The organism is Xanthomarina sp. GH4-25, assembly GCF_045363175.1.
In the GTDB taxonomy this organism is placed as follows: Bacteria; Bacteroidota; Bacteroidia; order Flavobacteriales; family Flavobacteriaceae; genus Xanthomarina.
Genome location: NZ_JBJFLO010000009.1, coordinates 1 through 16,500 on the forward strand (window position 1 = coordinate 1; position 16,500 = coordinate 16,500).

General features: G+C 32.4%; 14 protein-coding genes. 4 read left to right on the forward strand and 10 right to left on the reverse strand.

What is annotated here, in order from left to right:
• The 3 genes from ACI5KZ_RS12915 to ACI5KZ_RS12925 form a co-directional block, all read left to right on the forward strand.
• Positions 1-1,603 (forward strand): gliding motility-associated C-terminal domain-containing protein (locus ACI5KZ_RS12915; protein ID WP_406847852.1); only part of this gene is annotated, 1,603 nt, incomplete at its 5' end.
• A gap of 11 nt (positions 1,604-1,614) precedes the next feature.
• Positions 1,615-2,541: a type IX secretion system membrane protein PorP/SprF gene (locus ACI5KZ_RS12920; protein ID WP_109308117.1), complete on the forward strand. Its 927-nt coding sequence runs from the start codon at positions 1,615-1,617 to the stop codon at positions 2,539-2,541.
• A gap of 11 nt (positions 2,542-2,552) precedes the next feature.
• Entirely contained in the window at positions 2,553-4,469 is a 1,917-nt protein-coding gene (locus ACI5KZ_RS12925) for an OmpA family protein (protein ID WP_406847853.1), read from the forward strand.
• 617 nt (positions 4,470-5,086) lie between these two features.
• On the opposite strand, the gene ACI5KZ_RS12930 is transcribed toward ACI5KZ_RS12925, so the two are convergent.
• Entirely contained in the window at positions 5,087-5,581 is a 495-nt protein-coding gene (locus ACI5KZ_RS12930) for a CAP domain-containing protein (protein WP_406847854.1), read from the reverse strand.
• 165 nt (positions 5,582-5,746) lie between these two features.
• On the reverse strand, positions 5,747-6,394 hold the full coding sequence (gene pdxH, locus ACI5KZ_RS12935) for a pyridoxamine 5'-phosphate oxidase (RefSeq protein ID WP_406847855.1): 648 nt from the start codon (positions 6,392-6,394) through the stop codon (positions 5,747-5,749).
• Positions 6,395-6,476: 82 nt separating this feature from the next.
• Here pdxH and ACI5KZ_RS12940 point away from each other — a divergent pair, with 82 nt between their 5' ends.
• Positions 6,477-6,890, forward strand: coding sequence for a hypothetical protein (locus tag ACI5KZ_RS12940; RefSeq protein WP_109308114.1), 414 nt, complete (start codon positions 6,477-6,479; stop codon positions 6,888-6,890).
• On the opposite strand, the gene ACI5KZ_RS12945 is transcribed toward ACI5KZ_RS12940, so the two are convergent.
• From ACI5KZ_RS12945 to lon, 8 genes are all read right to left on the reverse strand, one after another.
• Positions 6,887-7,792, reverse strand: coding sequence for a ribonuclease Z (locus tag ACI5KZ_RS12945; protein WP_109308113.1), 906 nt, complete (start codon positions 7,790-7,792; stop codon positions 6,887-6,889). The genes ACI5KZ_RS12940 and ACI5KZ_RS12945 overlap by 4 nt on opposite strands.
• An 82-nt stretch (positions 7,793-7,874) precedes the next feature.
• Entirely contained in the window at positions 7,875-8,207 is a 333-nt protein-coding gene (locus tag ACI5KZ_RS12950; RefSeq protein WP_109308112.1) for a ribonuclease Z, read from the reverse strand.
• Positions 8,208-8,218: 11 nt separating this feature from the next.
• Entirely contained in the window at positions 8,219-9,148 is a 930-nt protein-coding gene (locus tag ACI5KZ_RS12955) for an aspartate carbamoyltransferase catalytic subunit (RefSeq protein ID WP_109308111.1), read from the reverse strand.
• Positions 9,149-9,151: 3 nt separating this feature from the next.
• On the reverse strand, positions 9,152-9,691 hold the full coding sequence (gene pyrR / locus ACI5KZ_RS12960; protein ID WP_109308110.1) for a bifunctional pyr operon transcriptional regulator/uracil phosphoribosyltransferase PyrR: 540 nt from the start codon (positions 9,689-9,691) through the stop codon (positions 9,152-9,154).
• 126 nt (positions 9,692-9,817) lie between these two features.
• Positions 9,818-11,680, reverse strand: a complete 1,863-nt coding sequence (rpsA, locus tag ACI5KZ_RS12965) for a 30S ribosomal protein S1 (protein WP_109308109.1) — start codon at positions 11,678-11,680, stop codon at positions 9,818-9,820.
• A 227-nt stretch (positions 11,681-11,907) separates the two neighbouring features.
• The gene (gene cmk, locus ACI5KZ_RS12970; RefSeq protein WP_109308108.1) at positions 11,908-12,603 is read right to left on the reverse strand and encodes a (d)CMP kinase; all 696 of its coding nucleotides are present in this window, start codon (positions 12,601-12,603) and stop codon (positions 11,908-11,910) included.
• A 31-nt stretch (positions 12,604-12,634) separates the two neighbouring features.
• Positions 12,635-13,654, reverse strand: coding sequence for a type IX secretion system protein PorQ (gene porQ / locus ACI5KZ_RS12975; RefSeq protein ID WP_109308107.1), 1,020 nt, complete (start codon positions 13,652-13,654; stop codon positions 12,635-12,637).
• A gap of 210 nt (positions 13,655-13,864) precedes the next feature.
• Entirely contained in the window at positions 13,865-16,315 is a 2,451-nt protein-coding gene (gene lon, locus ACI5KZ_RS12980) for an endopeptidase La (protein ID WP_109308106.1), read from the reverse strand.
• Positions 16,316-16,500 lie beyond the last annotated feature (185 nt).

The following is a 16,500-nucleotide window of genomic DNA, read 5'->3' on the forward strand; positions in this document are numbered from 1 at the left end:
TAACATAATCATTACTCGTACTTGGACATTCACAGATGCTTGTGATAACTCTTCATCAGTATCTCAAATAATAACGGTTGCTGATACTACAGCTCCAGTGGCTCCTAGTGCGCCTGCTGATATTGCTTACGAGTGTATCGCTGATGTGCCTGCTGCTGGTGACTTAACAGCTGCTGATAATTGTGCTGGTGATATTACTGTTACTGGTGTGGATGCAACTGATAATACGGATCCTTGTAACATAATCATTACTCGTACTTGGACATTCACAGATGCTTGTGATAACTCTTCATCAGTATCTCAAATAATAACGGTAGCTGATACTACAGCTCCAGTGGCTCCTAGTGCGCCAGCTGATATTGCTTACGAGTGTATCGCTGATGTGCCTGCTGCTGGTGATTTAACAGCTGCTGATAATTGTGCTGGTGATATTACTGTTACTGGTGTGGATACAACTGATAATACGGATCCTTGTAACATAATCATTACTCGTACTTGGACATTCACAGATGCTTGTGATAATTCTTCATCAGTATCTCAAATAATAACGGTTGCTGATACTACAGCTCCAGTGGCTCCTAGTGCGCCTGCTGATATTGCTTACGAGTGTATCGCTGATGTGCCTGCTGCTGGTGATTTAACAGCTGCTGATAATTGTGCTGGTGATATTACTGTTACTGGTGTGGATACAACTGATAATACGGATCCTTGTAACATAATCATTACTCGTACTTGGACATTCACAGATGCTTGTGATAATTCTTCATCAGTATCTCAAATAATAACGGTTGCTGATACTACAGCTCCGGTTGTAACAAACGACTTATCTGATGTATTTGTTAATTGTGATGACATACCAGAAGTACCAACACTAACTTTTGATGATTGTACAAACGATGTTACAATAACAGACTTCAATGAAGATAATTCGTTTGATGGAACAAATAACGATTATGAAATTATATGGACTTGGGAGTTTACAGATTCTTGTGGTAACATAGGAACAGCTTCTCAGATTGTTTATGTAACAACCGTTGATTCTGTTACTCAAGAAAATGATAGTAGATGTTCAGATGATGGAGTTATTGATTTATTTGATTACTATTATGGTACAGATATGTCAGGAACTTGGATCGTTATTTCTGGAGATGCAACCCTAAATGGAAGCGATTTTGATCCATTGGGTGTTGAATTAGGAGATTATGTATTTAGTTATACAGTTGCTGATAATGGCTGTTTAAGTACAACAGAAGTTTATCTTAATATTAATGATGACTGTATTGTATTACCTGCTCCTCCATGTGATCCAAATTATATTACAATCTCAAAAGCTGTAACTCCAAATGGTGACCAATGGAATGAATTCTTTGAAATTTCAGGAATTGAAGAATGTGGATTTGTCTTTGATGTTAAGATATTTAACCGTTGGGGTGCTATGATTTTTGAGACTAGTAACTATCAAAACAATTGGAATGGAACTGCTTCTAAAGCCTCAATAGGTAATGCAGATAAAGTACCAAATGGAACATATTATTACATTGTAACTTTAAAAAATAGTGGATTGAAACCTTTCACAGGACACATCTACTTAGGAACCAAATAAAACTATAACCTATGAAACTTACTAAACATTATATAGTTGCGTTAGCACTATTGAGTTGTACGTTCGGAATTGCACAACAATTACCACAATTCACTCAATATATGTATAACACCATCGCTATAAACCCTGCTTATGCAGGAAGTCGAGAGACATTAAGTGTTGTTGCCTTACATAGAAGTCAATGGGTTGGCTTTGATGGAGGTCCAATTACTCAAACACTTTCCGTCAATTCACCTTTAAGAAATGAAAAGATTGGATTAGGGATGTCTTTTATAAATGATAAATTAGGAGATGAACGCTTTTCTTATTTATATGGAGATTTTTCATACACCATTCAAACAGGTGAAAAAACGAAGTTAGCATTTGGTTTAAAAGCTGGTTTTACAAGTTATAGTTTAGATAGAAATGCTGTAGATCCTGGAGGACAAGATCCAAATATTTATGGTGTAGATGACCGTTGGAGCCCAAATATTGGAGCTGGTTTATATTGGCATTCTCAAATGTGGTATTTAGGGCTTTCTGCTCCAAGAATACTTAATACTGATTATGCTAAAGATAGCAACAATGCTGATATTGCTGCTTTAGAGCGTGTTAGCTATTATTTTACAGGTGGTTACGTGTTTACATTAAGTGAAAACACAAAATTAAAACCCGCATTTCTAGTTAAAGCTACCAATGGTGCTCCTCTATCTTATGATGTCACTGCAAATTTCTTATTCTATGAAAAATTCTGGCTTGGTGGCGGATACAGAATAAACGAAAACACATCTGCTCTTGGAGCTCTTGCAGATTTTCAAGTTTCAAAACAATTTCGAATTGGGTATGCTTACGAATATCCACTTTCAGAACTAAACGATTATACTGGTGGAACACATGAAATTTTAATCATGTTCGAATTATTTAAAGCTAAACGAATCAAATCACCTAGATACTTCTAAAAAATAACAGCATGAAAACAAAAGTCATATTCACAATAATTGCATTAAGTAGTACTTTTCTATTTTCTCAAGAGAAAGTTGCTGACAAATTTTTTGACAACTATGCTTATATGAAAGCTGCTGAATTATATCAGGAAGCAGTCAATAATGGCGAAGATAATGTACACGTACTTACTAGGTTAGGAGATTGTTATTACAACAATTCAGACTCTAAACAAGCTGCTGTTTGGTATGCTAAAGCTTTAGAGAAAGACAAAAAAATTAGCCCAGAGTTTATTTATAAATATATTCAAACACAACGTAGTTTAGGAAACTATGATGAAGCTGATGTTTGGTTAGCCAAATTTAAAGAAATACAAAATAATGATAGTCGTGTTGAAGATGTTAAGAGTAGTAATCTACACCTTTATGAAAAACTAGCTTCTACTAAAGGGGTTTATGTGAAAGTAGATAATTTATCTATAAATACAAACTACTCAGATTTTGGCTCTACAGTGCATGACAGCACCATATATTTCGCCTCTTCAAGAGACACTAAAAATGATATATACAAATGGAATAACGAACCATTTTTAGACTTATATCAAGGTGATATAACGACTAAAGATGGTAAGAAAGAAATTTCAAATGTAAAAAAATTAATTTTTGAAGGTGTCCATAGAGACAACTTACACTATGCTGATGCTGCATTGACAAAAGATGGTCAAACCATGTACTTTTCTAGAATGAACGTGGGTAAAAGAAACAGGGCCAGAATGGATAAACAAGGAACTGTACAATTAAAAATATATAAAGCTAAATTAGTGGATAGTGTCTGGTCAAATATTGAAGAACTAGCTATCAATAGCGATGATTTTTCAACTTATCATCCAGCTTTAAGTCCGGATAACAAAACTTTATATTTTACTTCAGATCGTGAAGGTGGTCTGGGTCAAACAGATATATATAAAGTAGATATTAGCAATTCTGGAACCATTGGAGAAGTATCAAATTTAGGTCCTAAAATTAATACAGAAGGCCGAGAAAGTTACCCATTTGTTGCAAAAGATAGTACCCTGTATTTTTCATCAGATGGTTTTTTAAACTTAGGATTATTAGACATTTTTAAATCTGAAATTCTTAAAGATGAAAATGCTGAGACTGAAAACCTTGGAGCTCCTTATAATAGTGGTTATGACGATTTTGCCTTTGCAATAGACTCAGACACGAACATAGGTTACTTCTCATCTAATAGACAAGATGGAAAAGGAAGTGATGACATTTACCAGTTTAACATTTATGAATGTAAACAGAGTATAAAAGGAATTGCTAGAGATAGTAAAACTTTAAATCCTTTACCATTGACAAAAGTACAGTTAATAGATGAATCTGGTAAAATTGTTGAAGAAGTGACAACTAACGAATTAGGAGAGTATACTTTTGAAGCAGATTGTAATAATAAATACACCATTTTAGGTAGTAAACCAGATTATAAAGATGCCATTGCTAAAGTAGAAACAACAGACGAACATGGAAAAGAGCATCAAGCAGATTTATTTTTGATACCATTAATTAATGATAATGAAATTGTTATAAATCCAATTTTCTTCAATTTTGATAAATGGGATATTAGACCAGATGCAGCCTACGAATTAGAGAACATTGTCTCTGTGATGCGTGAACACCCTAAAATGATTATTAAAATTGAATCTCATACAGATAGTCGTGGTACTGACAGCTATAACATGAAGCTTTCAGATAGAAGAGCTAAATCTACCAGAGATTATTTATTCTCTAGAAACATAGCCCAAGATAGAATTACAAGTGCTATTGGATATGGAGAAAGCCAATTAGTAAATCAATGTTCAAATGGTGTAAAATGTACTGAAGAAGAGCACCAGGAGAATAGACGATCAAAATTTATTATCTTATCTGATAATGAAGATTAAACATTAAAATTTATTAATTAAGACATTTCATATAACTTAATTAAATATAGTAAAGTGTAATAAGGTTTAGTTATTTTTAATATCTATAGCTTACATATTAAACCTTCCTAACAATGATCTTATTACCTAAAAGCCACTCATCTAGAGTGGCTTTTGAATTATACAAATTCACTCCATTTTTCTTCTACTAAAAATCTTAGAAACTTCTAATACAGTTATTTGACTAATTAAAATTGTTGTGTCTAAGGATGAACTTAATAAGTTTGTATTCTTTAAATAAAAATGAGACTTATAAAAAGAATATGTCTTTTACTTAAATTTAAAACTTAAAATATTACAAATAAAATTCTTTCCTATTTTAAGCGAACTTAGGACATTAATAAAACGTTGATCTATAATTCTACTAAAGAACGTTAATAATCGAAATAAAGGGTTTTTAATAAGTCTTTATTGTTTGTCTTATACTTAACAATACTATAACAAGCTAAAATAAGTTGTAAAAGTAAAAAAGACCACTCTAGAATTAGAATGGTCTTTTTTGTTGCTATTAATTAGTTATAGTTAAAAATTCAAAATAAATATAGCTTACATATTATTTACTTTACTCCCTAAACTGTTTATTTTTTTACGAAAATGTTTGTGTAAAACCATTTTCCATCACTATTCTGATCTGCAGAAATATCAAAATCTGTATAATCTCCTTCAATATTTGCACGATGTCCTTCGCTATTTAACCAAGCATTTACTACAGACTCAGCAGATGTAAAACCATAAGCAACATTTTCTGAAACTTTATTAGCACCTGCATTATTAATTAAATAAGTTTTACGTTGATAAAAGTTATCGTGAGAAACGTTATCATGATCAATCATGTAATCTGTATGAGTATAGGCTTGAGACTTAATAACTGACATATTATTTAAAGGGTTTAACCCCATACTAATTCTATAATCGTTAATTAATTCAACGATTTCAATTTCTATTACTTTAGTTTCAGGAACAACAAGATTAGTATTAACATTATTGGTAGTTTCTTCAAGGCTGTCTGTAGAACACGAAAATGTAAACAGAGCAAATAATACCATAATTGGTAGTAAAGTAGGCTTTTTCATTGTTAGGTAATTTAGATTTGGTATTGCTAATTTAAAATCCTAATTAGAAAAAACTGTTAAAGAAATGTTAAAATCGACAAACTACGTGCTTTTAATCGATTTTTTATACATTTTATCGATGAAATGCAGTTTAAAAAAAGAAAATAGTGTATTTAATCGGATAAATTATGGAGATAAACGATTTTTAACCCAATCAAAATCTGAAGTCAGTAAATATCTCACTCTATCATGCAGTCTGTTAGGCCTTCCTTGCCAAAATTCTATCTCGACAGGCTCTACAATATAACCTCCCCAAAATGATGGTCTAGGTATTTCTTTTCCTTCATATGCATTCTCAAGAGAAACTAATTTTGCTTCTAAAGCATCTCTACTCTCAATAACTTCGCTTTGATTTGAAACAATGGCTCCTATTTGGCTACCTCGAGGTCTTGACTCAAAATAACCATCACTTAAATTTTTAGCAATCTTTTTGGCTTTACCCTTTATAATAATTTGTCGTTCTGCTCCATGCCAAAAAAAAGACAAACAGACATTTGGATTGTTTTGAATGGCTCTTCCTTTTTCACTATTATAATTGGTGTAAAAAATAAAGCCTTCATGCGTAAATTTTTTAAGCAACACTACTCTATTTTTTGGATAACCGTCTAACCCAAAAGTAGAAACCGTCATAGCATTAGTTTCTATTTCGGGAAAGAATTTATCCACTTCAAAAAACCATTTTTGAAATAATTCCAACGGGTTTTCTGGTGTATCCTTTAATAAAAGTTCATGCTTTTCATAAGACTTTCTGTAACCTCCTAAATCTGTATCCATTACAATAAAATATGAGTTTTTATATGATTTTTTCTTTTGTAGGTAAACAATTTCATATAAATTTAAGAAATAATTTCCCTAAATGAATTTTGAAAATAGTAAATATTTTAACCAACTTCAGCACTCAAAAATAGAGTTTTCTTTTGGCACCTACTTCTTTTTAGACAATTTTATCATTTCAGAATTAAATGAAGGTATTCATTTTGATTGGGATAAAATTCAAGAAGTTATTTCGGCCGTTGCCGAATATTATGGTGACAACTTTATTATTGGATATATTTCAAACAGAGTAAATTCTTATTCGATAAACCCACAACTATGGGTAGATTTCTATAAAGAATATAATTTTATAGTTGCAAGTGCTGTGGTAGCTTACAATGATTTTAATTATATGAACGCCTCTTTAGAGAAACATTTTTCTAAAAACAGCGTCAAACGTTGTCACTCTCTTGATGAAGCCATTCATTGGATGTCTAATCTTAAAGAGTTTAATTAAAAAGTGAACGATTTACCATCTTCAGCTAATTCCACATTCTCAAAAATAGTTTGAGCTTCTGTCTTAAACTCTAAAAGGTTGTCGTAACGTGTCGAGTAATGTCCAAGTATAAGAGTTTCAACCTCTGCTTTTTTTGCAATATTTGCAGCTTGTTTAGCTGTACTGTGCTTTGTTGGTTGGGCTAATTTTTCATGTTTTTCTAAAAATGTCGATTCATGATATAAAGCCGTGACTCCTTGAATTACATTAACCATATCTTCATTATAAGCAGTATCACTACAAAACGCATAGCTTTTCGACTTATTTGGTGGTGTTGTAACAGTTTCGTTTTTTACTAATACCCCTTGGTTATTTTCGACATCAAAACCTTGTTTCAGCTTATTATAATAAGCAACATCAATATTTTCATTTAATACAGCATTCATATCTAATTTACGTTCGCCTTCTTTTTCTTTGAATAAAAATCCGTTTGTGTAAATTCTATGATCTAAAGGAATGGTGTGTACTTCTACTTTTTCATCTTCAAAAATTAATTCCGATTCTTTTGATGTCAATTCATGAAAAATAAGCAGGTAATTAGTCCAAGAACTGGCTAATTTCATTTGAAGTGTTACCAGTTCTTTCAAACCCTTAGGTGCATATATATGCAATTCGGTTTCCCGAGTTAATAATCTAAAAGTTGAAATGAGGCCGATTAAACCAAAATAATGATCGCCGTGTAAATGTGAAATAAAGATATGCTTAATTCGGTTAAACTTCACTTTATTCCTGCGTAACTCCACTTGAGTACCTTCGCCACAATCTATTAAAAATAGATGATTATTAATTTCTAATACTTGTGATGTTGGATTGGTATTTACACGTGGCGTTGCACTATGGCAACCGAGGATTGTTAACTTCATATGTTGTTTGTTGTTTCAGCGTTTACCGTTTTGTCGTAGATTATTTTCGACTTAACAACTTAACGACAAACAGCTTAACATTTTAAAACCCTAAATCGCGTTCCATTTCTTCCATCTCTACAATATCGTAAGCTTCTTGGACTGTTGGAACTACAACTAGCTCGTCTGGCATCTCATCTAAATTCACTTTATCTGAAACAATAACAAACGAATGATTGGATTTTCTGTGAGTATTAGAGAGTCGCAAAAATTCCACAATCTCTTGTAAAGTAATAGGTTTTAAACTTGTTAATGAAACGATGATGTTATCATTTTTATAACGATTGTAAATAACATCTAATTTTTTTACCAATTCGACAACAGATGTTTTTTCTTGAGTAATTATGGTAATATTACCATCTTTATCTATAATCATAATTTGATATTTTATTGTTTAATTTTTGAAGCTAATAAATAAATAACTGCCATTCTAACAGCAACACCATTTTGAACTTGATCTAAAATAATAGCTTGTTTAGAGTCTGCTACATCACTGGTTATTTCTACACCACGATTTATAGGTCCTGGATGCATGATGGTAATTTCTTTGTCTAACGAATCTAACAACGCTTTATTTACTCCAAACTGTTGCGTATATTCTCTTGTAGAAGGAAAATAACTAATCTCCATACGTTCGTTTTGCACACGAAGCATATTTGCTACATCACACCAATTCAATGCTTTACGAAGGTTGGTTTCAACTTTTACTCCTAGTTTATCTATGTGTTTTGGAAGTAAGGTTTTTGGTCCACACACCATGACATTAGCACCTTGTAACTTCAATGCATAGATATTTGAAAGTGCCACACGACTATGAAGGATATCACCAACAATGACCACATTTTTTCCTTTTACTTCACCCAATCGTTCTCTAATAGAATAAGAATCCAATAAAGCTTGTGTAGGATGTTCGTGAGCTCCATCTCCTGCGTTAATAATACTTGCTCCAACATGTTGTGATAAAAAGACACTAGCTCCTGGATTTGGATGTCGCATAACAACCATATCCACTTTCATAGAAAGGATGTTATTTACGGTATCGATTAAGGTTTCTCCTTTTTTTACTGAAGATTGTGATGCTGAAAAATTAATAACATCTGCAGAGAGCCTTTTTTCTGCTAATTCAAAAGAGAGTTTGGTTCTTGTTGAATTTTCAAAGAATAAATTAGCAATGGTAATATCTCTTAGCGAAGGTACTTTTTTAATGGGTCTGTTAATCACTTCTTTAAAGTGATCGGCAGTTTCAAAAATAAGCTCGATATCTTTAGTGTTCAGATACTTTATTCCTAATAAGTGGTTGACACTTAATTCGCTCATAGTTTAATAATTTATAAGGTAAACCGAGTCTTCACCTTCATTTTCAATCCAATTTACTTTGACTTTTTCATTATTTATAGCGTCCACTTGTCTGCCTCTATAATCTGGCTGAATGGGTAAGTGTCTGCTAAAACGTCTATCTATTAGTGTTAGAAGTTCAATTTCCTGAGGTCGTCCAAACGATTGAATGGCTGTTAATGCCGACCTTATACTTCTTCCTGTATATAAAACATCGTCAATAAAAACAATGTTTTTATCTTCAACTATAAAGTTAATTTCTGTGGTATTGGCTTCTAAAGGTTTCTCACCTCTACGAAAATCGTCTCTAAAAAAGGTAATGTCTAAGAGACCAAATTGCACATTTTTTATGTGATAATCTTCTCTTAACATTTTTGTTAATCGTTCAGCCAGAAATTTACCTCTAGGCTGAATCCCGATTAATACGGTGTTCGTAAAGTCTTTATGTTTTTCAATTAATTGACAAGCCAGTCTATGAAGAATGATGTTTACCTCTATTGCATTAAGTAACACTTTTTGACTCATATATTCCAAACTTAATTGGTAAACAAAGGTAATGCAAAATTTTAAAACTGAAAGTTAATTTCCTAGTAATAAAAAAAGCCTTCAAAATAAATTGAAGGCTTTAGTATTATATAATGAATGAAGAGATTATTTCTTTCCGTCCATTTTATCTTTAAGAGCTTGTAAAGCATCGTTAGCATCACCTAAAGTTGGCTTAGCTTCGGCAGCTTGAGCTTCTTGCTTCTTAACTGCTGCTTTTACGTTTGCAGCTTCTTCTGCTCTAAAAATAGCAGTATGTGAAGCAACAACACGTTTAAACTCTTTATTAAATTCAATAATTTTGAATTCAGCAGAATCTCCTTTACCTAGTTTCTTTCCATCTTCTTTTTCAAGGTGACGAGAAGGAACAAAAGCAACGATATCTTCGTTAAATTCAATAGTTGCACCTTTATCTACAACCTCAGCAATTTCTGCTGTATGTACTGTATCTAAAGCGAACTCAGTTTCGTATTTATCCCAAGGGTTATCTGTAGTTTGTTTGTGACCTAAACTTAATTTACGTCCTTCTACATCTAATTCTAGAACAACAACGTCTAAAGTATCACCAACATTACAGAATTCACTTGGATGCTTAATTTTCTTAGTCCAAGATAAATCTGAGATGTAAATTAATCCATCAATACCTTCTTCTAATTCAACAAAAACACCAAAGTTTGTAAAGTTACGTACAATACCTGAATGCTTAGAGCCTACAGGGTATTTAGAAGTAATATCTGTCCATGGATCTGGCGTTAATTGCTTAATACCAAGAGACATTTTTCTATCTTCTCTATCTAAAGTTAAAATAACGGCATCTACTTCGTCTCCAACTGTTACAAAATCTTGAGCTGAACGTAAGTGAGTAGACCAAGACATTTCAGATACGTGAATTAAACCTTCAACACCATCTGCAACTTCAATAAATGCACCGTAATCTGCAATAACAACTACTTTACCTTTTACTTTGTCTCCAACTTTAACTTCTTCACCTAAAGCATCCCATGGATGTTTAGATAATTGTTTAAGACCTAATTGGATTCTTGATTTATCTTCGTCGAAATCAAGGATTACAACGTTTAATTTTTGATCTAATTCAACAATCTCGTTTGGATGATTAATTCTAGACCAAGAAAGATCTGTAATATGAACTAATCCATCTACGCCACCAAGATCGATAAAGACTCCGTAAGAAGTAATGTTTTTAACAACACCTTCTAATACTTGACCTTTTTCTAATTGACCAATAATTTCTTTCTTTTGTTCTTCAATATCAGCTTCAATAAGAGCTTTATGAGAAACCACAACGTTTTTAAATTCATGGTTAATTTTAACCACTTTAAATTCCATGGTTTTATTAACATACTGATCGTAATCTCTAATTGGTTTTACGTCAATTTGAGAACCTGGTAAGAATGCTTCGATTCCGAAAACATCTACAATCATACCACCTTTAGTTCTACATTTAACGAAACCATTAACGATTTCACCATTGTCATGTGCTGCATTAACACGATCCCAAGCTTTAATTACACGAGCTTTTCTGTGAGATAATACTAATTGACCTGTTGCATCTTCACGAACATCGATTAATACTTCTACTTTATCTCCTACTTTTAAATTTGGATTGTAACGAAATTCATTTAAAGAAATAACTCCTTCAGATTTTGCGTTGATATCTATAATAGCATCACGATCTGTAAGATGAATAACTTCTCCTTCAACAACTTCATCATCTAAAGTGTCTACGAAATTTTCGGCTACTAATTTTTCAAATTCTTGTAATTGAGAATCTTCAACCTCATCAATACCTTCTTGGTAATTGTGCCAATTGAAATCTTTTAAGAATTTTTCTGGGTTTGCTTGAGCTTCAGATACTACTGGAGCTTCTACTGTTTGAGTTTCAGTTGATTCAACTTCAACTGCTTTTGCTTCAGTTGCTTCAACTTCTGCTTGTTTTGCTTTTTCAGCCATTTAATAATAAGTTAATAATGTTTTCAAGATTTACTTTTATGTAAAATCGTAATAACATTATGTTTTTGTATTCTGTGTTGTTTCAGAAAATTTAAGCAAATAACACACAGAAGTGTTAGTTTAAATTTGTTTTGTTCCCTTCTAAATTCTGACTCTTTGCTAAAAGGAGTGCAAAATTAATGATTTTAGATAAAATATCCTAATGTATTTTTCTTAAAATTAAAGGATTAATGGTTTTCTTGTAGCTTGGTTTCAACAAGTTGACGTATTTTGTTGAATTGCTGTTCTAAAGACATGTTCGAATTGTCAATTTCAATAGCATCATTTGCCTTGGTAAGTGGAGAATCTTCTCGATGAGAATCTATATAATCTCTGCTCTGTACATTATGAAGAACTTCTTTAAAAGAGACATTGTCTCCTCTTTCAATTAGCTCATTATAGCGTCTTTTGGCTCTTGTTTCGGCTGAAGCTGTCATAAACAATTTAAGTTCTGCATTTGGAAAAACTACTGTTCCAATATCGCGACCATCCATAACAATCCCTTTACATTCGCCCATCTTCTGTTGTTGTTTTACTAACAGTTCTCTGACTTCAGAAATTTCAGCTATTTGACTAACAAAACTTGAAACTTCTAAGGTTCTAATTTGTTGTTCAATGTTTTTACCGTTTAAGTATACTTCAGCAAACCCTAATTCTGGATTGAATTTAAAGCTAATTGTAATTTTATGAAGATTGGATATTAAGTCTTGAATATGGAAGTGATCTTTCTCTATAAAATGATGTTGCATTGCAAACCATGTAACAGCACGATACATAGCACCAGAATCCACATAAATATAGCCTAAATGTTTTGCTAATTGTTTGGCAACTGTGCTTTTTCCTGTAGAAGAAAATCCGTCTATGGCTATAGTAATTTGTTTCATATAAACTTTCAAAGATATTGGAATTTACAAACTATCGTAAATCAAGCTGCAATCCAAAAAAGTTTGCATTAGCAGCACTTGTGTATCGAGCATGGGTAAAACTAAAACGTAGTTTATTAAGCTTTAAACCAATACCAGCAGAGATACCAGAAAAATTCCTTTGATCTACAATTTTAAGTTCTTCTCCTCTTCTAAAATTATATCCAAGTCTAATACTAAAAGCGCCAGCTGGAAAAATTTCGGCTCCAACAACAGTATGGTTTAATACATTTTTAAAGAATCCAGACTTCTCTTGAGTTTGATTTCCTTCTAAATCGGTTTCAGCTCTCGCAGGATTTGAAACTGAGATTGGCCATTTTTGCAAATTCTCAAAGGTTAAATGCCAACGTAATGGCACGTGTTCAAGGGTTTGCGACATTCCAAAAGCAATTTCAAGAGGTAAGGGCTCGTTTAAACCAGCATAGGTGGTTATTTGCATTCCTAAGTTTCTAACAACTAAGGTTGCTTGGAATTCAATATCTTCATTTATATATAAAAGTCCTGCATCTATTGCTGCTCCAAAAGAATTGTACTGCTCTAGTAACGATGTAATTAATTTGATGTTTCCTCCTAGATAAAAATCGGAATAGCCAATTTGTTTTGCATAACCAAAAGATAATGCCGCTTCATTTCCAGTAAAAGATCCTGTTGAATTTCCATTCTCATCGTAGCCATCAAAACTTCCATAGTTAATATAACTAACTCCCATATGGAATGTTTGTCTTCGTCTATCCCAAGTGTAAGCATAAGCTGCTGTACCATAACTTATCCCTCCTAAATAGCTCATATAATTAAGCGCTAATTGATTATCCATTTCAACGTTAATGGTTGCCGGATTGGATAGTGCTTGAGTAACATCGTAATCAACATTCGTGAAGACTTTTCCTCCTAAAGCTGCTTGTCGAGGTGAAGACACTAAATTAAGAAATTGATAGGTCGCTTCGCCACCAATTTGTGCTGAAACAATAGTGCTGAAAAGTAAAATAAAAACGACCGTTATATATTTAATCATATTGGTTGCAAAGAAACTAAATCTATCTTAAAACGGTTGCAAGTATAAATTATTTTTAAGTGATAAAAAAAAGAGGCAGTTTAAAAAGTAATTTCTACTGCCAAACTGCAAAAAAATGAAATTGTTAAAAATAATTTTCAATAAGAATTGCAACAAATTTTATACTGGCTTCCATAGATTTTAATCTTTCAAACAGGCCTCTTTCTTAAATTATAATTTTTTAGCGTTTACTACTTTTTGTTTGGTAAGAGCAATCTTGATAACATCGCTCATATCTGACACATAATGAAACGTCAATCCTTTTAAATATTCTGGTTTAATTTCTTCAATATCTCTTCTATTTTCTTCGCAAAGTAATATTTCTTTAATTCTAGCACGTTTAGCTGCTAAAATTTTTTCTTTAATACCTCCAACCGGAAGTACTTTTCCTCTTAACGTAATTTCACCTGTCATTGCTAAGCTTTTTTTCACTTTTCTTTGAGTGAATAATGATACCAAAGAGGTAAGCATCGTTACACCTGCACTTGGACCATCTTTTGGAGTTGCTCCTTCTGGCACGTGAATATGTACATTATATTTTTCGAAAATATCTGGATCTAAATCAAGCTCCTTAGCATTAGATTTAATAAATTCCATGGCGATCGTAGCAGATTCTTTCATAACAGTTCCTAAATTACCTGTAATGGTTAAGTTCCCTTTTCCTTTAGAAAGAATAGACTCAATAAAAAGTATGTCGCCTCCTACTCTAGTCCAAGCTAAACCTGTTACAACACCTGCAACATTATTGTTTTCATATTTATCTCTTTCTAACTTAGGACCTCCAAGAACTTCTATTATTATCTCGTTTGTTACTTTAATTACATATGGTTCTTCCATAGCAATGTTTTTAGCTGCATAACGCACCATTTTTGCTAATTGCTTTTCGAGCCCACGAACTCCAGATTCTCTAGTATAACCTTCAACTATTTTTTCAAGTTGTGCTTTTCCTATTTTTAAATCTTTTTCAGCTAAGCCATGCTCTTTTAACTGTTTTGGTAATAAATGTCTTTTGGCAATCTCTACTTTCTCTTCAATGGTATAACCCGTTACATTAATAATTTCCATTCTATCCAATAATGCTGGTTGAATGGTATTAAGGCTATTAGATGTGGCAATAAACATAACTTTCGATAAGTCGTAACCCATTTCTAAGAAGTTATCGTAAAACTCACTATTCTGCTCTGGATCTAAAACTTCTAACATAGCTGAAGATGGATCTCCTTGATGCGAATTAGAAAGCTTATCTATTTCATCTAATACAAAAACAGGGTTTGAGGTTCCTGCTTTTTTAAGACTTTGCAATATTCTTCCAGGCATGGCACCAATATAGGTTTTTCTATGACCTCTAATTTCTGCCTCATCACGTAAGCCACCTAGAGACATACGCACATATTCTCTTCCTAGAGCTTCTGCTATAGATTTTCCTAAAGAGGTTTTACCAACTCCCGGAGGACCATAAAGGCATAAGATTGGCGACTTCATATCATTACGCAATTTAATAACAGCCAAATGTTCAATAATTCTTTGTTTGACATCGTCTAGACCATAATGATCCCTATCTAAAATACGTTTAGCTCTTTTTAAATCGAATTTATCTTTACTGAATTCATTCCAAGGTAAATCTAAAAATAGGTCTAGATAATTACGTTGAATGGAATATTCTGCAACTTGAGGATTCATACGTTGCATTTTAGCTAGTTCTTTATTAAAATGCTCTGCAACTTTCTCGTCCCATTTTTTTGATTTGGCACGTACTCTCATCTCTTCTTGTTCCTCATCGTGACTTACACCACCAAGTTCCTCCTGAATGGTTTTCATTTGTTGATGCAAAAAATATTCGCGTTGTTGCTGATTCATATCACTTTGAACCTTCAGCTGAATATCATTTTTAAGTTCTAACTTTTGAAACTCGACATTCATGAATTTTAAAGTCGCAAGCGCACGTTCTTTCAAATTGTTTGTTTCTAATAAAGTTTGCTTTTCCTTTACAGAAAGATTCATATTAGAGGACACAAAATTTATTAAAAACGGATTGCTTTGAATGTTTTTTATAGCAAATGAAGCTTCGCTTGGAATGTTTGGACTGTCTTTAATTATTTGAAGTGCTAACTCTTTAATAGAATCTATAATAGCTTCAAACTCTTCATTTTTTTCAGCTGGCCTAGCTTCAGGAACTTCACGAATAGTGGCATTCATATAAGGTTCTTCAGTAATTACCTCTGCTACTTTAAAACGTTTCTTTCCTTGAATAATAACAGTTGTATTACCATCTGGCATTTTAAGAACTCTTAAAATTCTAGCAACAGTTCCAGTTTCATGGATATCTGCAGCAGTAGGATCTTCAACAGATTCGTCTTTTTGAGCCACTACACCTATAACTTTACTGCCTTTATTAGCATCATCTATCAATCTAATAGATTTGTCTCTTCCTGCAGTAATAGGTATTACAACGCCTGGAAACAAAACCGTATTACGTAAGGATAATATAGGTAGTGTTTCTGGTAATTTTTCATTACTAATTTCTTCTTCATCTTCAGGAGTCATTAAAGGAATTAATTCTGAATTTTCATCGAATTCCTGAAATGACAAACTGTCAAGGCTAAATAAATCTCTCTTCTTCATATATGTTATTAAGTCATTCTGTCATTAAACTAATTAAAAACAGAACAATTATCTTTTAAAATTAATACTTACAAAAATGTATACATCTTGTTTTTAACGCTTTACAGCCAATACTAGGATGTATTTAACATTAAAAGTTCAATTAATATGCCATGTTTCAATTGAATCATTAAATTTATTTACTT